The following is a 20,148-nucleotide window of genomic DNA, read 5'->3' as shown; positions in this document are numbered from 1 at the left end:
GGTGAGTTTTTGAAGATAGGATTTAAAAATTGGTTAGGCATGAAGAATAACGACAGTATAAAAGTTAGTAGTGGTTCTAGCTTGAAGATGTTGACGTCTGATACAGGGAATGGCTTTACGTCATGGGATGGTCATACCTATAACAACGATTTAGTACGTTCAATTATTCGAGTAAAAGCGAGAACTATTGCAAAGTCTACAGCAAAACATATCCGAGAGGATACCAAAGGATTAAAGGTAAATCCAGAGGCATATATGAAGTTCTTATTGGAAGAGCCTAATCCGATGATGTCGATGCAACAGATGCTAGAAAAGGTTGTCACGCAATTAGAGCTAAACAATAACGCATTTATCTATATTAATCGTGACGACATGGGTTATCCTATCGGACTATATCCGATTGTATCTAATAGCGTACAAGTGTTAAAGAGTACAAGTAATGTTCTCTATCTACAATTCCAATTAAAGAATGGCAATACGGTCACGTTTGATTACAAGGATATTATTCATCTACGACAAGATTACAACGAAAATGAAATTTTTGGTACAAGTAACGTTGAATCACTATCAAAAATGATGGAACTAGTCGGAACAGTGGACCAAGGTATTATCAAAGCCATTAAGAACAGTAATACCGTTCAATGGCTATTGAAGTTCCAAAACAATTTAAGTCCGAAAGATATGAAAGCAAAGACAAAAGAATTTGTGGATACTTACTTAGACATTGAAACAGCCGATTTTGCAGGCGCGGCTTCTGTGGATTCTAAAGTAGACGCTGAACGTGTAGAGCCTAAGTCTTACATGCCGAATGCAGATTTACTGAAAGAATCGAACAATCGCATCTACTCATATTTCAATATTAACGAAAAAATCATTCAAGCGAAGTATACGGAAAGTGAATGGATTGCGTTTTATGAAACAAGTATTGAGCCGATTGTTAAACAGCTTTCAACAGAGTTCACTCGAAAGTTATTTACTCGTAAAGAGAGATCATTTGGCAACTCTATCATATTTGAAGGGTCAGACTTAGCTTTTGCTTCTATGCAAACAAAATTAGCGTTAACGGCATTAGTTGACCGCGCTATCATGTCGCCTAATGAAATGCGTAAAGTGCTAAATATGCATCCAGTGGAACATGGTAACGAGTTCTTATTGCGATTGGATACAGCAAAAGAAAAAGAAAACGGTACAACTACAGATAAGGCTACAACGAAAGGCGGTGAATAGTATTGAAGAAAATTAATATTAAAGGCGCTATTGTATTAAACGATCATAAAGAAATGTATGACTGGTACGGTGTAGAGGCAACTTGTCCGAACGATGTTACAAGTCAATTAGTAGGGAATGAGCCTATTGAGGTAATCATTAATTCTGGTGGAGGCAATGTATTTGCTGGTAGTGAAATCTATACAGCTTTACGAGCGTATCAAGGAGACGTCACGATTAAGATTTATAGTTTTGCAGGTTCGTCAGCTTCTATTATTGCTATGGCTCGTAAGTCAGAGATTAGCCCAACGGCACAACTGATGATACACAATGTATCCTTACAATCAGGCGGCGATTATCACGATCATGAACATGTCGCAGACATCCTAAAGAACGCAAATGAAACGATTGCGAACGCCTATGTATTAAAAACAGGTAAGTCAAAAGAAGAAATTCTCGAACTTATGGACAAGGAAACGTGGCTCAGCCCGCAAACAGCAAAAGAGTTAGGTTTTATTGATTCTATTATGTTTGAGGATAAAACAAATTCAATTGATCCAGTAGCCTTAGTCGCGAATGGCGGTGCCATCGGCATGTTACCCGAACAACTAATTAATGACTTTAAAGAGAATAAAGCAAAAATCAAACAAACAGCGCAACTAAAAGCGCAGTTAAATTTATTAAAGTTAAAGGAGATTAAATAATGATGAAACAAGAGCAATACTTAGCACAACGCAATGAGTTAGTAACAGCAGCAGAAGCCTTAATTACTGAGGGTAAATTCGAAGATTCTCAATTGAAAATGCAAGAAATTGAAGCACTAGACAATCAATTTGAAAACACACAAAAAGAACTTGCCAACTTGAACGCATTAAAACAACAAACAATGATCGACATTGAAAACAAATCAATTAATGAAGGGGAACTTACGACTATGACACAAGTTGAAAACGTACAAAACAAATCTTTAAACGAATTAGAATTAATGGAAAATGCCTTTGCAAAAACAGTCATGAATAAGCCACTATCCGCTAACGAACAAGCAGTATTTACAGAAATGAACAATGTAACGTATGCAGAGGATAACCAGGTAGTGATTCCAAAACACGTTGTCGATGAAATTATCGGTCTTATCTCAGAGGAACATCCATTCTTCGGTGATGCTCGTAAGTTCTTCTACAAAGGCGTTTTAACTTTACCAAAACATAAAGCGATCAAATCAGGGGATGCAAAATTCTACAGCGAAAAGACTGCGACAGAAGTTGAGGAAAACGAGTTTGTTGATGTTCGCTTAGAAGGAAAAGAAGTCGCTAAATTAATCGAAGTATCCTTTAAAATCGAGTCAATGTCAGTTCCAGCGTTCATGCAATACTTAAAAGACGAATTAGTGGATCGTATTGGTGAGTTAGTTGGTTCTAAGGTATTCACAGGTAACGGTACAGATGAATTCAAAGGTGTGGTTACGGAATTAAGTACGACAGCCCAAAAAGTAGAGTATGATGCAACAGCAGGCTTAAAATATACTGATTTAACAACAGCTTTCGGTATGCTAAAATCTCAATTTGCTAACGGTGCAGCGATTTACGCTAACAATGCTACTGTATGGAATAAACTTGCGACAATCCTAGATGGGAATGGTAACCCAATCTTTATCGCAGACCCAGCAGTAGGTGGCGTAGGTCGCTTATTTGGTTTCCCTGTAAAAGTGGATGGTGGCGTACCTGATAACATGTTTGTGTTCGGTAATGCTAAAAAAGGCTACGCAGTAAACGAAGTAAAACCGATTACGGTTGAAACAGATAAAGACTTAAAAGCACGTACAACTCAATTCTTAGGACATTCGATTATGGATGGTGCAGTAACGGACGAGCGCGCCCTAGTATTAGTAGCTCCTAGTGCATAATCCAAACGAGAAGGACGTGTTAAGATATGAAACATTTAGTATTGAAACCGTTTATTAATAAGGAGACAGGGGATTTACTTTTCCCTGCCTCTTTTTATATGTCGGAAGATACAGCGAAAGTAAAGAAGTTATCGGAATTAGGCTATATCAAACTGAACGAGGAAGCACTAAGAGAGGATACGCCTAAACGTAGTACAAGTCGTTCTAAGAAAGTGAGCGATCATAATGTTACAGAAAATAAAGAAGTCGCTAAGAATGATAAACGATCAGTTTGATGATGAACTACAGGACTTAATTGATGCTGCATTACTGGACTTAAAATTATCTGGAGTTGTAAATAATTTACCAGATGATAAATTAATCCTCCGTGCAGTAACTTTATACTGTAAAGCACAATTCGGGCTTGAAAATCAAGAGAGTGAGAAGTACCAAGCAAGTTATGAATATTTGAAATCTCACTTGTCTTTAAGTGGTGAGTACAATGGCGATGTTTAAAGATGTTATGGAACTTGTACAAGTTAAATATGTAAAAGATGAACTTCACCAGGAAATTAAACAAGAGGTAAGAAGACAAGTCTATTGCGATAAGAAAAGCGTTTCTCAATCAGAGTTCTTTAATGCAGGGCAAAACGGCTTTAAGCCGCAGTATGTCTTTATTATGCGCCTTGCTGATTATGATGACGAACAAACAGCCATTTACAATAACAAAAAATACGCGGTGTATCGTACTTATGAAAAAGGCGAAAATATTGAATTATATTGTGAAAAGAAAGTAGGTGTGTAGTGTGGATAGTAATCAGTTTGTTCAAGAAATTAACCGACAATTGGCTATGTATGCAAATATAGTGGATGAAGAAATAGATGAGGTTGCAAGGAAAGTAGCAGAAGAAAGTGTGCAAAAGTTGAAACAAACTTCGCCAGTCGGTAAGACAGGAAAATACGCTAAAGGTTGGAAGGTTAAGAAGCAGAACGGGGCTTATATTATCCATAATGCTACCTCCTATCAACTTACCCATTTACTAGAACACGGTCATACTTTACGAAATGGCGGACGTAGTAAAGCTATGCCGCATATTAAGCCAGTAGAGGAACAAGCAATTAAGGACTTTGAAAAGGGTCTTATAAAGGCGGTTGAAAATCGTTGAATGTAAAGGAACTAGCGAAACTATTAGGGCAATTAAGCGTTCCTGTCTCTTATTTTCAATTTCATAATACGCCTGAAAGCCCTGCGCCTAATCCGCCTTTTGTGATTTTTCTCGAAGAAGATAGCAATAACTTTGGTGCTGATAATAAGGTATGGAAAAAAATAATTGATTATCGTATTGAAATGTATACAGATAACAAAAATCTAACATTAGAACAAGAAATGGAAGCGTTATTGGATAGTCATTCTATTTACTATGATACAGATGAAACGTATATAGATACAGAAAAGCTGTTCCAAAAAACGTACTACATTACTTTAATAAACTAAAAGGAGAATGAATAAATTTATGGCGAAAAATCGTGTTTTATATGGTCTTACAAATGTCCACTACTCAGTCATTACAAGAAATGAAGATGGCACTTATACGTATGCGAAACCAGTACGCATTGAAGGGGCTGTTTCACTTGAAATGAGTCCAACAGGCGATCCGATGAACTTCTATGCAGACAATGGAATTTTCTTCTCACGTAACTCCAATACAGGTTATGAAGGTACGCTAACGATTGCAATGGTTACAGACCAATTCCGTACTGATGTACTAGGAGAAAAAATGGTGAACGGAGGCTTCCTAGAAGCATCTGACGCTAAAGCGAAAGATATTGCTTTACTCTTTGAGGTAGATGGAGACGTACAAGCAACTCGCTTTGTTTACTATGACGTAACTGTAGCACGTCCTTCACAATCAGCCGCAACAGTAGCCGAGTCGATTGAAATTGAAGGTCAAGAATTAACGTTTACCGCGAAACCTCGTACTTCTGATAAAGCAATTCGATGGAATACAGGGGAAGCAACAGACAAAGCAATTTATGACGCTTTCTATGATGCAGTAGTAGAGCCGGTAGACACTACCACACCTGTTACACCTTAAAAGGAGGCATGACCTGTCATGGCAGAAAAAGTAGTTAAAATTTATGATAAAGAAGTAAAATTCAAAGTTACTGGAGCTACACCTATTCTGTATATGTCTATGTTTGGCTCAGACTTTTTAAAAGACTTCATGGAACTAGAAAAGGCACAAGCACAGGGAGAGTCACCTAGCCTATTACCTCTCTATCGGATTGCGTATGCTTTAGCGAAAAAAGCAGATGATAGCCTGCCTGATATGGAAGCGTGGTTGGATTCATTTGAGGATGGTTTCCCTGTAGCAGATGTCGTTAAAGAACTGATGCCGTTGATTCAGATGAATTTTACAACGAACGCCCCAAAAAAAACAAACCCCAAGAAGTAAATAACGAGCCGTCAACAGGGCAATATTTATTAATGGCAAAGATGGCGAAATTAACGATTGCCGAAATGGATGGGCTTAGTATTGGGATGGTACTTGATCACATCCAATTGTATGCAGATATGATGGGTACGAAAGACAGTAAAAAGGGTACTGTTAGAAAAGCAACTCAAACTGATATTAACGCATTAAAAATATAATGAAGAAGGGTGTGCCAACAGGCAAGCCCTTTTTTATTTTGAAATTTTTAGAAAGGAGGATAACTAGTTGGCAGGAAAAAATATTAAAGGTATCACAATAGAGTTGAACGGTAACGCGCAGCCCTTACAAAACGCATTAAAAGGCGTAGACAGTCAGGCAAAAAAGACGCAAACAGAATTAAAAGATATAGACAAAGCCGCGAAACTTGACCCTTCAAGTGTGGAACTCTATACACAGAAGCAGTCATTATTACAGCAAGCTGTCCAAGATACTTCTCAGCGTTTAGATGTCCTAAAACAGGCGCAAGCCCAAGTAGAACAGCAATTTCAAAACGGTGATATTGGGGTAGAACAATATCGTGCTTTTCAACGAGAATTATCTACTACAGAGGCGACATTAAAAGGGTATCAGACACAGATTCAAACGACAGCTCAAGAATATGACCGATTAAAGAACGCGAACAAGGATTTACAAACATTCTTTCAAGCGACAGGTACAGAAGTAAGTCAATTTGCAGATGTATTAGGTACGCGATTAACGACAGCTATTTCAAATGGGACAGCAAGCGCAGATCAAATTAATAGAGCGTTAAATTTAATGGGAAGACAGGCTTTAGGCGCAAGTGCAGATATAGGACAAATGCGTCAAGCAATGACTCAGATTAATAGTAGTGGTCTAAATGGTGTAAGACAGGAGTTTGCCCAAATTGCTAGAGCCGCAGACGAGGCAGGGGATGAGGTAAATGGCTTTGGAGACAAATTAAAAGGCGTTGCCGCAGGCTTAGTAGCTGGTGGTGGTATAGCTTTAGCATTTGAACAAGCGTTGGACGTTTCAACACTTAACACTAACATTGATATTTCCATGAATCTTAATGAAGAAGATACAAAAGCCGTACGTCAATCAATTATGGAGACTACTGTAGCGATTGGCGATGAAGAAGCCGCCTATGAGGGCGTTCGTAGACAACTAACTCTTAATAAAGGAGCATCTATCGAAACCAACCAAGAGATTATCCAAGGTGCTTCCATGATCTCTAAGGCTTATAAAGAAATTGATTTTAAAGAGCTAATCCAAGAGTCACATGAAATTGGTAAAGAACTTAAAATATCTCAACAAGATGCGTTAGCATTGACTAACCAATTATTAAGTGTAGGTTTCCCTCCAGAACAGCTAGATATTATTGCAGAATATGGCGGGCAGTTACAACGTGCTGGCTTTGATGCTGAACAAGTACAAGCAATCATGGCGGCAGGAGTAGAAACGGGTACTTGGAATATTGATAATCTTTTGGATGGTCTTAAGGAAGGTCGTATAAAAGCTGCAGAAATGGGTGCAGGTTTATCAGCATCTATGGCAGACGCATTACAAATTATTGGCGGTTCAGAAGAGCAATTCCGTCAGTGGGGTGTTGCGATAGCACAAGGTGGCGAAAAAGGTAATAAAGCGTTTCAAGATATGACGCAATACTTAATGAATGTTGAAGATGATGTGGCACGAAATGCCCTAGGGGTTGAACTATTTGGCACGATGTGGGAAGACCAAGGGGAAAATATAGCTGCTACTATTTTAAACATGAATGACCACTTACAATCAGCCGATGAAATGCAGAATAAATTCAATGATGATGTTGCAAAAATGAAAGCAGATGCAGCATATGCGTTAGGTAACGCTATTGGCAAGCTGAAAGAATCATTTGCCCCGTTATTGGCCGATATAGCTCAAGTGATTGCAAAGATAGCTAATTGGGCTTCTGAAAATACCACACTTGTGGCAATTTTATTGTCTGTAGGAGCAGTTATTGCAGGAATTGTAGCTGCATGTATGGCGTTAGCCCCTGTCATTATGACATTGACCGCAGGCGCAGGAGGATTGACCGCCGCGTTAGCCATTTTAACATCTCCAGTAACATTAATTATTGCAGGAATTGCCGCTTTAATAGCTGCGCTAGTGTGGGCTTATACTGAGTTTGAATCATTTAGAAACATTGTTGATTCTGTATTTTCAGCGATAAAAGAAGTTGTGTCCGCCGCATTAGGGGCAGTAGTCACCTTTATTCAAGAGAAATTAGCAGAAATCAAATCATTCTGGGATGAAAACGGAGCTACTATCCTTCAAGCAGTAACAAATGTGTGGAATACGATTAAAGCTGTATTTGAGTTTGTCATGCCTTTTATCATGAGTTTAATTCAAGATACCTGGAATAATATTAAGAGTGTAATAGACGGTGTTTTAAATGTCATCATGGGATTGATCAAAACATTCTCAGGTCTATTAACAGGCGACTGGTCGAAAATGTGGGAAGGCATTAAACAATTCCTATCGGGAGCTGTTCAAGCAATTTGGAACATAGTAGAACTATGGTTTATAGGTAAAATCTTGAAAGTGTTTAAGTCATTCGGTGATAAAGCTGTTGAGTTAATGAAATCCATGGGCGACAAACTAAAAGGACTATGGGATGCAATTGCTAACTTTGCTAAATCGGCATTTGATAAGGTAAAAGACTTTATTATGACGCCTGTAAATGCGGCAAAAAAAGGCGCAACAGACGCTTTTAATTCTCTAAAACAAACAATATCTACAGTTGCAACAAATGTATGGACTGTGGTTTCTGATAAGTTTGGCGCATTGAAGGATTTAATGCTTAATCCTGTAAATGCCGCTAAAGAGGGGATTGATAAAGCAATTAAAGCGATTAAAGGTTTCTTTAGTGGATTGTCTTTAAAATTTCCCGAAATTAAAATGCCAAAACTTCCTTCCTTCACGATTGATGGTAAGTTCGGCTTGAATCCTCCGAGTGTTCCGAAATTAGGCATAAAATGGAATGCAGAAGGCGGTATCTTTACTTCACCTACCATTTTCAATACAGCAAATGCAGGACTACAAGGCGTGGGAGAGGCAGGAGCAGAAGCAATTTTACCTTTGACACCAAAAGTTTTAGCAGGCATAGGAAAAGGAATTGCTCAGCAAATGACCCCTCAATCGCAAATAGTGTATGTACAACCTTCTCCAGTTTATATGGACGGTCAATTAGTAGGCGAAATAACATTCGATACGATCAACAGCATGCAATACAACTCAGCAAGTATTAACGCTATAACGAAAGGAGTAAATTTATGATTATTGAACTTTTAGATGGTAGACAACTAGACATTGAAAAGTATAGCTTAAAACGCTTATATCATCATATTCCTTCTATCTCATTAGCACATACGACAGAATCAGTAGAGGGGCGAGACGGTTCAATATTTCTAAATACTACCTTTACTGATCGAGTGATAACGGTTGAATTATTGTATCAATCCTATGATATATACGATTACTACTTGTTACGTGACGAAATTAATGCTTTGTTTTCACGTAAAGAATCATTTTTCATCATTTTTAAGAATGAGCCTTATAAACGTTATTTGGTACGTTTAAATCAATCATTTGAGGTGACACCAAATCAACATATGGATTCCTTCAAAGTGGAATTTACCTGTGTGAATGTTTTTGGTGAGTCCGTTGCAGATACACGTTCTTTAAAACAATGGGACGATAATAAGTGGGCGTGGAATGGTCAAATTACGTGGGACGATGATTTACAATATTCGTTTAACGCAAATTCATTCGTCGTTAAGAATGTAGGCAATGTCAATATTGACCCAAGACAAAGCGAATTAGAAATTACATTAAAAGGCACTTTTGCATCTTCTGTAGTGATTACGAACGAAACTACGGGGGATGTTTATATTTACAACGGTAGTCTTACAGCTAATGACATACTCGTTTTAAAGGGTGTGCAATCCTTTAAAAATGGCACAAGTGTATTTAAGAATACCAACAAGAAATTAATCCGATTATCGGCAGGAGAAAACCATTTTACCATTACTGGTGGAACGGTATCATCTGTCGATTTTAATTTTAGATTCCTATATTTATAGAAAGGGGAATAGAACTTGACGATCATTTTAAATAATACTGGCAATCCTATTAATCGTACAGAACGCATTAAGATTAATGAAAACTGGGATAGAATTATCGCAGGATTAACGGAAATGCAGTATCAAATCAATATGTTAGCTGGCGGCGAGGACGTTCAAAAACTTCTTGAAGCTATTCATAAAGCATTAGATAACATTGCAGAAGCACAACGGAAAACGGATGAATTAATTGTTATTATTAATAAAGCCGCAGATAACGCAGATGCGAAAGCAAAAGAAGCAGAAACAGCTACGCAAAACGCAAATATCGCTAGTCAAAAAGCATTGGAGGCAGTAAACAATGTAACGGTTGCCCTTGCGGACTTAGATTTAGTTAAACAAGCCACTATGACAGCTACTCAAAATGCGAATGATGCGACTGTAAGTGCTACCCAAGCATCTGTAGAGGCAAAAGATGCAGCAAAGTTCTCATTAGAAGAAACTGAAAAAGCAATCAAAAATATAAACGATACGATTAGTGCAAGTTTAGCTGATATGACCGTTAAAGTGGATACCTCATTACAAAATGTTCAAGTGGCTATCGAAGCATCCAATAAAGCAACAACAGATAATACGCAAGCGACGTTCAATGCCATTACAGAAGCAGAAACGAAAGTTAATACAGCAGTACAAAACGCTGATAACGCTACTGAACGCGCTAACATTGCCGCAGAGGGAGCAGAACAAGCAACAGAAGCAATTAAAGGATGGGGTACGGCTACAGTATGGAGCGCGGATACTGCCTATGAACGAAATAATGTTGTAACCGAAAATGGCTCGACATGGCAAGCTACTAAAGCGAATACGAACTCAAAGCCTTCATTAACAAATACGGATTGGATTATGCTGGCGCAACGTGGGATAGATGGCGATGGCTCTGTATCTACTGTAAATGGACAGTCACCTGATATTGATGGGAATGTACAGCTTACAGCTTTCTATGTTGGAGCAGATACATCACAGCAAGTGACCGACAAAGTTAATGCCTTGCGCACGCAGTTGAAAGATGCAGGTTATGATACGGAGTCATTAACTACTGTTACTGAGACTGAGTTAGTTTCAAAGACTACTAGTGGAACGTTTTATATTACACCTGAATCAAACACGTTTCTACCACTTGATAAGGACTATGTAGGTGACTTGTCTGTTAAAGTTGCGGCAAATATTGAAACAAAGATTTATAGCTTAACAGATTTAGAAACAGCTAAAACATATACACGTGTAGTAGTTACTGATACTGACTCAGATACCGTGTCAAGTGATACACAATGGATAGAGGGTGGTGGCGGTGGTGGCAGTATCCGAACTGAAGTTCACGCATACACTCTGGAAACTACCATAGAATCACAGAAAACTTGGAACATTCCTGATAGTGCATTTGACATCAATTCGGACTCAATGATGGTATTCCACAATACTGTGTACCTTACTCCTACTTCATGGAATGTTACAGGAGACTCATCTAGTGCAAAACTAAATATTCCTGATAATCCTGAAATAGCTATAGCTGAAAACAATGTCTATATTGTTGTTTTCAAGAACTTACCAACGGACGAAAATACTGCAATTAGTGGAACACTCTTGACACCTAGTTCAGTAAGTATGTCAAAACTTGGACAGGATGTTAAAGAAGCTATTGCTGCTGCTGGCGACACCCTAGTTAGGTTCATCGCTCCTGTTCTTCCTAGTGCTCAAGCTGGATCTTACCAACTTGGTATAAATTGCTTTGTGGCTAGCCTACAGACACAACTCGTTCAAGATTGGTTGACATCTGTAGGACTACCTTACGATGCACTTCAAAACCCTAGAATCTTTGTAGAGACCACTGTTATTGCTGAGGAAGGTAATTCATCAGATCAAGTAACTCAAACCTTAAAAGTTTACTTAGGTACTATAAAGGCTTACGTATTCACTCGTAGAGGCGCACGCTCCGCTTGGTATTCGTGGACTAAAATAGGCGTTGACATTGTTGACGACTACACAACAGGGGGTAATACTAAGGTTGCATCTGCTGAGGCTGTTAAAAACTTGCATAAATTATTGCAATATCACGGTGTAGCAACTGAAAATATCCAACATATCACTGATGTAGAAATGCTAAACTCAAAGATTTCAGGTTGTTTTGTAGTAGCTGTAACTGGTATACCAAGCACTATCATGCCTGTAGGGTTGGGGATATTCATTGTATATATTGCTCAACATATTGATTCAAATGGTAATGCATTACGTTCCTTTATTTGTAGTCATGCTGCTAGTGGTAATATGTATTCACGTAATGTACGTATGCAGTCTATTGAAGATGATACTATTTTACAGGATAGTGGTTGGGTTAAATTATTCACACGTATTGCTGATAACTTAACTACTGATGACCCATTGCAAGTATTATCTGCATCAGCAGGTAAAAGGTTAAGCGATTATGTTAACGAAAATATTAATTATCTACGTACTAGGATGTCATTGTTTAACATTGAACGTAGGCAACCTGACACTAACGGTAAATATGTTGAAATCATGTATAGAGACCCTAACAATGTTAACAACGTTATTAATTCATTGTTAGCTAAATCAGCACCAACAGTTCAACATTATGATAGGTTAACATGGAATGGTGAAATTAATGGTGTGGTTGTGGATTACACATGGAGACTTCAATATGACAGCAAAAATACTGTAGTAGAAAAAGCTACACTAGTATTGTAAAGGAGGAACAAAAAAATGGTAAACTTAGCATCAGATTTAAACATGCATGGATTAACACAAGCCCCTGCCACTGGTGGGGGTACTGGTGGTTCAGGAGTAATTGAGTTCAACGGTAAAAGGTATGAGCCACAGTATGCAATGAAACTAGTGAACAGACCGCACCCTATAGCAGCGTCAATTTCAAATAATCTTTTTACAGATAATTTTACTATTTCAGTTGTACCTAATGGCAATGCTGATAGTAATATGAATCAAGATATAGTAGTTTATGACTTGAATAACAGTGTTATAAGTAGAACACAATCTTCAACGAATTATTCTTTTGTAAATGGTGTATTATTTGCTACTAGAGGTGGCGGTGGTACAGCTAATGAGGAGTACGTTTTTATAGACCCTGAAAACGATATTCACATAGTTAAGAAAAGGACTGATATTTCACCATCAAGTTCAACAGCAGGTAGAGAGAATGTTATATCATTTAACGGTAAAATTGGTGTTCTATGGAATGACAGAAAGTTGCATATATTAGATAATGATGGTCAATATTTAGGGGTAATTGATTTAGTAGCATTGATTTCACTCATTCCTGGTGCGCCTGCAAACGCAACTTTCACGCTTGAAAGTAACGGTGTTCTTGTTGATGGTGATGATTTATATTTACTGTTCAAAAATAATTCATATCATAATTATTTCATGAAATTTGATATTAGTGGTGTGCTACCGTCATTCACACAAGGCTATTTTTATACTACTTTTGCAAACTTATTTTGCAAGGGTATTAAGAGAGAGGGCATTTTTGTTTATGTAGTATATTCAACCTCTAATACAGGTCAAGCTTATTCAATTGTGTTACGTGCATCAGACTTAGTTACTGCATCAGCGCTTGCTACTGTAAAATCTTTGCCATACACATACGCTTCTGTGGGTGCTAATAACCAATATAGTAACGGTGCAATTTATTTTACTGTTACAACACGTACTATAACTATAAATAATGTAGGCTACCCCCTGTATACTGCTGTAATGTTGACAATAAGTGTAGATAATACAGGCACACCATATGTAAAAGATTTTGATGTTGATACAGGCTATGACTACTTATTCTTTGGCAATGTACCTTTTGCTCAAGCAGGAAGTTATTATTTTAAATCAACAAAGGCTATGTCATGGTTTGGTGAAGGTGCATTATTGCATTCACTAGAGCCTACATTCATTGGTTATAAAGAGGTGACTATCTAATGGCATATAATGCTAATAATATAACATGGAATCAACTTGCACAGTCTTTGAAAGACCGTCTCAATATTCCTACACTAGAACTTGTAAATGACCTTACAACTGGTGGTGCTACAAAAGCTGCATCTGCTGAGACTGTGAAAATTCTTAACACTAACCGAATACAACATGCTACAAAAGTAGCTACAACCACTACGTTAGGTCACGTTAAATCAAGTGATACATTAACTGTAGATGCAGATGGCACAGCACATGCTAAACAGGTTGAAATTGTAGACAACACTATTGAAGGTGGACGTACTAAAGCAGCATCAGCAGAAACCGTTAAGATGTTGCAAAGTGAAGTTGATAGTGCTTTGAAGGTAAATACTTATAATGCAAATAGCACAACTATTAATCTAGGAAAAACATCTGCACGTAGAGTATTCCCTTTACAACAATTTTCAATAGTTGATAAATCAGAACAGTATGCTTTAATTTTCCCTAACGTAAATATGTATGGTGTGTTAAAGATTACAGCAACCTCAACATATGGAACAGTTAATGCAGCAGGAGGTTGTGAAATCAATGTCTTAGTTGGAAGAACTAAAGATAGTGCAGCAATATTGTTAGATTATAATATTGTCTCAATGTCTCCAACATTTGCAAGTAACTTCCTTTTTGCAGTAGGTTCTACATCAAGCGGTGTTACTATAACGTTTGACAAAAAACAAGGGGTTACAACACTATCTGTAAATGTACAATATGACACTGTTTATCAGGATGCTTATTCCGTTTTACAAGGCGTTAATCCTGCTGTGGGTGCATTTCAGCAGATAAATAACTTTACACCTCAACAGTCAATTTTTACACATGTAGGTAATAGTAAAGCAAACTTAGCAACCGCTATTACTGGTAAGGGTGTTGCCACTTCAGCAGATGCTACATTTGCTACAATGGTTGCTAATATTAATGCTATACCAACAGGAATTAAATATTACGAAACTACTATATCAGGCAATGTTGCACAGAAAAAGTTTAATGCTCTTTCGGGTAGTGTAATCACAACTGATTTTAACTTTATTACAGTCACAATACCATTTGCAAACCCATCAATAATACATGTGCGCAGTATTAGGACAGGTGATTACTTAGCCGAATCGTACTACACTAGCTTTTCTGACGGTTATAGTACTGGAACTGTGAAAATGACTATGTACAACAACCTGTCAGCTAATACAACAACATTCAACATGAAGCCATATGTTACAGACTTAGGTAATGGTAGTTGGCAATTTGATATTCCTGTATTGTACTACAACACTACGTACACTGTTAGAGCATATGAATAACCACGATAGGAGGAAAACAAATGACATCTTATACATTAGGTAATAGGATATTCTATGATTCTGGAACAGGTGCTAAACTATGGGAAACAGGCGAAGTATCAGTGTCAACTCTTCCTGTAGCACATCAAGAAATAGTTGATCAAATAACCTACGTAGACTTAGAAGTAAGTTCCTATGATCCAACGAAATATTTTATTGCCTCTATTAATCCAGAAACAAAGGAACCAGTTTTCGAAATGTATCCTGTACCTGAACCAACAGAAGAACAAAAGCAAATTACTCAATTACAAGAAGATATTCTTTTATTAAAGACAGATAGTGAAGTCGGAGGGATTTTATAATGATTAATCAAATTGTTGTAAAAATTGCAGCAGAACGTATAATGAACGGTGAGCTTAATCCAAAGACTAACCAAGTATATATTCTAGATGATGTTACGAACGAAAATTATCGTATCGCGATTGAAGATTATATTTTACAAAATACAGAAGGCGTATAATACAAAAATTTGAGTGTCCTAGTTTGAAGGATGCTTTTTATTTTTGCATGTAAGCGTTCAATACTATAACAGTCAATGAAAAAATGAAAGGAGGGGAAGAACAAGTGATATACGTAACAAACGGAAACCAAGTCGAGCCGTTAAATAGCGTATCTAACTTCGAAATGGAACAGGAGATTAAGGGTAATTACTCAATTACCTTTTCTTCTTTTAAAAATAACAATCCTGCATATCCAATACTAGTAGAAGAAAGCGTTGTTACTGTAAATGATTTTGATTTTAGAGTTAAACAGCTAAAGGAAACTCGACACGGTAAGCAAATCATTGCATTATCAACGTTCTTTGATTTAGTTGATAAGCGACAAAATGAAATTTATGGTGGCACACATACCTTTAATGAGTTTATGACATTTGTCCTTAAAGATACAGGTTGGACATTTACATCGGACATAACAGGTAGCCGACTTATTGAAAACTTTGGCGAGAACAATGTTATAGCTATGATAAATGCCTTATGTCAAACATATAAATGCGAATTTGTCATTTTATCGAATAATCGGGTTCACTTCTCAAACAAAATAGGCGGAGATTATGACGCTCAATACCGCTATGGACACAATGTACAAGCATTAAGTAAGAATGTTGATACGACTAAACTAAAGACTTACGTGGAAGGTTACGGAGCTACTAATGAAAGTGGTGGTCAGTTATGGGTATCGTACACATCCCCTAATGAGGAAAAGTTCGGTAAACGTGAAGCTGATCCGATTTATGATGATAGATTCTCGAATGCAGATAGCCTATTAGAGCATATGAAGTCGCAATTGATAGATTACCCAGAAGTAACGTTTGAATTAGATTCCATTGAGTTATTAGACAAAGAACTTGGTGAACGTGTATGGCTTATCTACGAGCCATTAGATATGGAATTTCAGACACGTATCCTATCGCTAACAAAGCAATTCGTCAATGGCAAATTAAGAACGACTAAAGTGGTGTTAGGTAATACAGTTCCGAAGTCAACTAACGATATATTAATCTCGCAAAAGGTTGAAATAGACGAGAATAAGAAGATTACACGTTCAAAATTCGAACAAACTAATGACCGTATCACGATGGAAGTTGAAGAAATCGGGGAGTCAATCGGTCAATTAGAAATAAAATCGAATGAAATCAATCTAAAAGTTGAACAGAACACCAAGAGTATTGGCGAGGTTAATATTAAAGCAGATCAAATTAACTTGTCCGTTAATAATCGTATTACAAATGAGGTAGCTACGATTAATATTCGTGCTGATCAAATTCAATCTACAGTAACAGCACAAGGTACGTCTATAAATGGGTTAGGTAATCGACTTAGTAACGCAGAAAGTAGCATTACCCAAAACGCTTATAATATTTCATTAAAGGTAAGTGCTACTGATTTTACAGGAGCGAATATTGTCAGCAAGATTAATCTTGACCCGTGGTCGGCAACAATACAAGCATCGAAAATTAACCTAGTAGGGGCTGTCAGAGTGTTATCGGACATCACTGGCGATTTAGGCAGTATTTATGCTGGGAATATTTATGGCGCTAATATCAACGTTAGTTCAGATGCAACTATTGGAAATAATCTATACTTAGGCACATCAGGTTGGGGTAGTAAATCAGTTAATTTTGGTGGTGGCAACGGTATCTACTATAACGGTGAACAAATGACGTTCTCAGCACCTTATTTAAATTTTAGCGGCTCTAACAATACCTTGAATGGATACAATACTATTTATGGAACATTGAACGTTCCTTATTCTACCAATTTATCGGGTGTTGTGCGAGCAGAATCATCGGGTATTGGTATCTCATATTCAGGCGGGTATTTATATGTAAAAGTAAACGGTAGTACAATGGGTTCAGTTAAACTAACATAAAGGAGATTATTATATTATGAATTATCAAGTACAACTAAACAATGGACAGGCAATTAATTTAACAAATGCCGAATTTGATGTAGCTGCGTTTACAGCCACATTAAATGATCAAAAAATTAACTTTGTAAATATCGGTGGAGCAATTATCAATAAGCACATCATAATTAGTGTGTTGCCAGTTGCAGATACACAGACAGAAACGCAAGCATAGTCTTAGCGTTATTTTTATTGTCAAAAATTTATTACAGGAAATATCATCCTTTCTTAGTATTATTGAATAGAAAGGAGTTTGATGAAATGATAAAGTGCCCAAGGTGCAATGAAAACAAATTAGAATCAAATGAACAATGGGATAAGGAATATGATAGACTTGATCATGTTATTGGAGGCCCAGATTTAATCAGAATGAAATTAAATAACAAGGGAATTCCAGAATATATTTGTAGTAATTGCGAATATGAAGTTTTTACAGAAATTTAGAAAATAAAAAGCACTTTCAACTGAGAGTGCTTTTTTATGTGCTATGAGAGCAATCGAACTGGACGACGGTACACTTACTGTATTTCGATGCTTCTCATGGCTTTTTGTTTTCACTAAAAAAGGTAAAGGAGCGATGTCATGTCATGATAGAGACAGTTAATAATTGGTTGCCGATTGTGTCCGCACTAGTAGGAGGATTACTGTTTATTTGGCGTATTACAAACAACCTAAATAAGACATTGATTAATTTAACGTCAGGTATTGAACGACTAAACACGCATCTTCATGAAGTAGATGCTTCCGCAAAAGAATCGGCAAAACGTATCAATAATCATGAAGTACGAATTGTTGTACTAGAAGAAGTTGCGGGGGTAAAGGGCAAGCGAGGGGAAAGCGAATGAAAATTAACTGGAAAGTTCGACTTCAACATAAGCAATTTTGGGTATCATTAATTGCATTATTACTTGTGCTTGCGAATCAGATCGCAGGCATTTTTTATGTCGATATTACAATTTACAATGACCAAATTACAGCTATTTCAGAGACAATTCTAAGCATTTTAGGATTGCTTGGTATTATTATTGATCCGACTACTGTTGGTACATCTGACAGTACCCAGGCGCTTAAATATGATGCACCTCGAAAGGAAGATGTGAAGTGACAAGCGTAACAACTACATGCCGAGATTTAAGTGAGTTAACTGCAGCTGCTCAAATAGCATGTCGCCTATTATTCCAGGAATGTTACAAAGCTGGAATCGTGGACATTTTTATAACGGAGACTTATCGAAGCCAAGCACGCCAAAATTATTTACATGAGCAAGGACGTACAAGGCTTTTTGATGATGCAGGAAATAAATTATATAAAGTTACTTGGACGTTATTGAGTAATCACACATCGCGTAGAGCGTGGGATATTGCTGTAGCTCCGCCTCGCGATCTATATGATAAATCTACATTATCAAAGGTCGGCGCAATCGCCAAAAGGTTAGGAATCACATGGGGAGGGTATTGGCCTGCTGGACAATATGATGCCCCACATTTCGAGATTCCTACATCATGGAAGATGCCAAAAGGATACAAGTTGGAAGGACAAGTAATTGTTCCATCTAATAGCAAATTAAAAGTGCAACTATTTGTTGAAGATAAACCAAAAGAAAAGGATGATGATGTTATGGAATTTACAAATCCAACAACTGAAAATGCAGTACGTGATTATATTCAACAAGCAGTCTATAAAAATTTGATTGATAAATCTTGGTTGGAGAAATTCGATAATGGCACAATGACAAGTGGTGATTTTGAAGGTTTAAAAATTATTATCCAGCAGCGTATGTAAACCAAAAGATGCAGATAAGTTTAAAAACTTTAAGTTTATCTTGTCCTATTAAATCATTAGATTTGTAGCAAATGTTAGTAAACAAAGGGATAAACATAATTTTCTTAATCCCGAAAAATCAAAACCGAGTGACAATTTTTGTCTACTCGGTTTTAATTTTACAAGTCTAAAATAAACTCTGGAATTTCATTTTTCACAACAGCCTTTATAAAATCTTTATACGGTTCTGAAACCACTCTGCTATATACTTCAGTGTTTATAATTTTAAAATTTTCTGTATCAGAAAGTTTATCAGATAAAGACATATGTTCTATAAATTTCTTTGTGTACTTAATTGCATCATCATATTTTTTATTATCATAATCAATTAAATATATGAAATTTTTTTGTTCATTTGTTTCTGAATCTATATAAATCACTGTATATCCTATTACTTCTATATTTCTTCCATCCCATAATTCATCGAAATTGTCTGAATTATTTACTCCTAGTATAAAAAAGAATTCAAGATTGCTATTTAAAAATAAACGACTAAATGAATAGCATTCGTATTCCAACATAGTAACTCCTCCTGTTATTTCAGAAAAATAAGAAAAAACTATTAATTTACTTTTCTGGAATTTTTTGTTGATTTAACCAAAATATTTTGGTATAACAATATTATAACAAAAGGAGGTTTAATAATGAAGAAATTTTTAAGTAGTTTTCTTGTATTATCATTAGTTTTATCTATCTTTGCAGTATCATCACCAACAGCAGAAGCTGCAACCGATTATTGTGGTAGTGGGTTCTATAATGAGTCGATTTCAGGTAATACTAAAGTAATTAATGGTAGCAAAGACACAAAAGGTGCATGTCATATTCAGTATTGGCATATGGCTCAACCTGGTAAAGGATCAGTATATGTAGATGGTGTAAAGAAATCCCAATTAAGCCAATCTATTAGT

Annotated in this window: 25 protein-coding genes; 24 read left to right on the top strand and 1 reads right to left on the bottom strand. The window is 36.7% G+C overall.

The window, feature by feature from the left end:
• The first annotated feature begins 9 nt into the window (after positions 1-9).
• The 23 genes from C7B89_RS20030 (at position 10) to C7B89_RS19925 (ending at position 19,201) form a co-directional block, all read left to right on the top strand.
• Positions 10-1,227, top strand: coding sequence for a phage portal protein (locus C7B89_RS20030; RefSeq protein ID WP_208644745.1), 1,218 nt, complete (start codon positions 10-12; stop codon positions 1,225-1,227).
• 2 nt (positions 1,228-1,229) lie between these two features.
• Positions 1,230-1,910: a head maturation protease, ClpP-related gene (locus C7B89_RS20025; protein ID WP_208644744.1), complete on the top strand. Its 681-nt coding sequence runs from the start codon at positions 1,230-1,232 to the stop codon at positions 1,908-1,910.
• A complete protein-coding gene (locus C7B89_RS20020; protein ID WP_115674457.1) occupies positions 1,910-3,109 on the top strand; it encodes a phage major capsid protein in 1,200 nt (399 codons plus the stop codon). Before C7B89_RS20025 ends, C7B89_RS20020 begins: the two co-directional genes overlap by 1 nt.
• 26 nt (positions 3,110-3,135) lie before the next feature.
• Entirely contained in the window at positions 3,136-3,384 is a 249-nt protein-coding gene (locus C7B89_RS20015; protein ID WP_115674456.1) for a hypothetical protein, read from the top strand.
• Positions 3,365-3,604 (top strand): phage head-tail connector protein, encoded by a 240-nt coding sequence (locus tag C7B89_RS20010; RefSeq protein WP_244205733.1) that lies wholly within the window; start codon positions 3,365-3,367, stop codon positions 3,602-3,604. The genes C7B89_RS20015 and C7B89_RS20010 overlap by 20 nt, the downstream gene beginning before the upstream one ends.
• A complete protein-coding gene (locus C7B89_RS20005) occupies positions 3,591-3,893 on the top strand; it encodes a phage head closure protein (RefSeq protein WP_244205732.1) in 303 nt (100 codons plus the stop codon). Before C7B89_RS20010 ends, C7B89_RS20005 begins: the two co-directional genes overlap by 14 nt.
• A gap of 1 nt (position 3,894) precedes the next feature.
• On the top strand, positions 3,895-4,254 hold the full coding sequence (locus C7B89_RS20000) for an HK97 gp10 family phage protein (RefSeq protein ID WP_244205731.1): 360 nt from the start codon (positions 3,895-3,897) through the stop codon (positions 4,252-4,254).
• The gene (locus C7B89_RS19995) at positions 4,251-4,583 is read left to right on the top strand and encodes a hypothetical protein (protein WP_115674454.1); all 333 of its coding nucleotides are present in this window, start codon (positions 4,251-4,253) and stop codon (positions 4,581-4,583) included. The genes C7B89_RS20000 and C7B89_RS19995 overlap by 4 nt, the downstream gene beginning before the upstream one ends.
• Before the next feature lie 19 nt (positions 4,584-4,602).
• Positions 4,603-5,184, top strand: coding sequence for a major tail protein (locus C7B89_RS19990; RefSeq protein WP_115674453.1), 582 nt, complete (start codon positions 4,603-4,605; stop codon positions 5,182-5,184).
• A gap of 18 nt (positions 5,185-5,202) precedes the next feature.
• Positions 5,203-5,544, top strand: a complete 342-nt coding sequence (locus C7B89_RS19985) for a hypothetical protein (RefSeq protein WP_115674452.1) — start codon at positions 5,203-5,205, stop codon at positions 5,542-5,544.
• Between the two features lie 32 nt (positions 5,545-5,576).
• A complete protein-coding gene (locus C7B89_RS22975) occupies positions 5,577-5,741 on the top strand; it encodes a hypothetical protein (protein ID WP_158539208.1) in 165 nt (54 codons plus the stop codon).
• A gap of 67 nt (positions 5,742-5,808) precedes the next feature.
• On the top strand, positions 5,809-8,859 hold the full coding sequence (locus C7B89_RS19980) for a phage tail protein (protein ID WP_115674451.1): 3,051 nt from the start codon (positions 5,809-5,811) through the stop codon (positions 8,857-8,859).
• Positions 8,856-9,665 (top strand): distal tail protein Dit, encoded by an 810-nt coding sequence (locus tag C7B89_RS19975; RefSeq protein ID WP_115674450.1) that lies wholly within the window; start codon positions 8,856-8,858, stop codon positions 9,663-9,665. The genes C7B89_RS19980 and C7B89_RS19975 overlap by 4 nt, the downstream gene beginning before the upstream one ends.
• A gap of 15 nt (positions 9,666-9,680) precedes the next feature.
• Positions 9,681-12,407: a hypothetical protein gene (locus C7B89_RS19970; protein WP_115674449.1), complete on the top strand. Its 2,727-nt coding sequence runs from the start codon at positions 9,681-9,683 to the stop codon at positions 12,405-12,407.
• A gap of 15 nt (positions 12,408-12,422) precedes the next feature.
• Positions 12,423-13,646, top strand: a complete 1,224-nt coding sequence (locus C7B89_RS19965; RefSeq protein ID WP_115674448.1) for a hypothetical protein — start codon at positions 12,423-12,425, stop codon at positions 13,644-13,646.
• On the top strand, positions 13,646-14,974 hold the full coding sequence (locus tag C7B89_RS19960) for a hypothetical protein (RefSeq protein WP_115674447.1): 1,329 nt from the start codon (positions 13,646-13,648) through the stop codon (positions 14,972-14,974). The genes C7B89_RS19965 and C7B89_RS19960 overlap by 1 nt, the downstream gene beginning before the upstream one ends.
• A gap of 20 nt (positions 14,975-14,994) precedes the next feature.
• A complete protein-coding gene (locus tag C7B89_RS19955) occupies positions 14,995-15,315 on the top strand; it encodes a hypothetical protein (protein WP_115674446.1) in 321 nt (106 codons plus the stop codon).
• Entirely contained in the window at positions 15,315-15,473 is a 159-nt protein-coding gene (locus C7B89_RS23135; protein ID WP_167444845.1) for a hypothetical protein, read from the top strand. Before C7B89_RS19955 ends, C7B89_RS23135 begins: the two co-directional genes overlap by 1 nt.
• A gap of 104 nt (positions 15,474-15,577) precedes the next feature.
• Positions 15,578-17,383, top strand: a complete 1,806-nt coding sequence (locus C7B89_RS19950) for a phage tail protein (RefSeq protein WP_158539207.1) — start codon at positions 15,578-15,580, stop codon at positions 17,381-17,383.
• A gap of 16 nt (positions 17,384-17,399) precedes the next feature.
• A complete protein-coding gene (locus C7B89_RS19945; protein WP_115674444.1) occupies positions 17,400-17,594 on the top strand; it encodes a hypothetical protein in 195 nt (64 codons plus the stop codon).
• Positions 17,595-18,006: 412 nt separating this feature from the next.
• The gene (locus tag C7B89_RS19935; RefSeq protein ID WP_115674442.1) at positions 18,007-18,264 is read left to right on the top strand and encodes a hypothetical protein; all 258 of its coding nucleotides are present in this window, start codon (positions 18,007-18,009) and stop codon (positions 18,262-18,264) included.
• The gene (locus tag C7B89_RS19930) at positions 18,261-18,524 is read left to right on the top strand and encodes a phage holin (protein ID WP_115674419.1); all 264 of its coding nucleotides are present in this window, start codon (positions 18,261-18,263) and stop codon (positions 18,522-18,524) included. Before C7B89_RS19935 ends, C7B89_RS19930 begins: the two co-directional genes overlap by 4 nt.
• Positions 18,521-19,201, top strand: coding sequence for a M15 family metallopeptidase (locus tag C7B89_RS19925; RefSeq protein ID WP_115674441.1), 681 nt, complete (start codon positions 18,521-18,523; stop codon positions 19,199-19,201). Before C7B89_RS19930 ends, C7B89_RS19925 begins: the two co-directional genes overlap by 4 nt.
• A gap of 158 nt (positions 19,202-19,359) precedes the next feature.
• Here C7B89_RS19925 and C7B89_RS19920 read toward each other — a convergent pair whose 3' ends face one another.
• A complete protein-coding gene (locus C7B89_RS19920) occupies positions 19,360-19,761 on the bottom strand; it encodes a hypothetical protein (protein WP_115674440.1) in 402 nt (133 codons plus the stop codon).
• A 123-nt stretch (positions 19,762-19,884) separates the two neighbouring features.
• Between C7B89_RS19920 and C7B89_RS19915 the strand changes: the two genes are divergently transcribed.
• The coding region (locus C7B89_RS19915) for a hypothetical protein (protein WP_147291547.1) at positions 19,885-20,148 on the top strand (264 nt) is incomplete at its 3' end.

It is taken from the genome of Lysinibacillus capsici (genome assembly GCF_003367505.1).
GTDB classification, from domain to species: Bacteria; Bacillota; Bacilli; order Bacillales_A; family Planococcaceae; genus Lysinibacillus; species Lysinibacillus capsici.
Note: the sequence above shows the minus strand (reverse complement) of the source record. Positions and strands in the feature narration are given on the sequence as shown.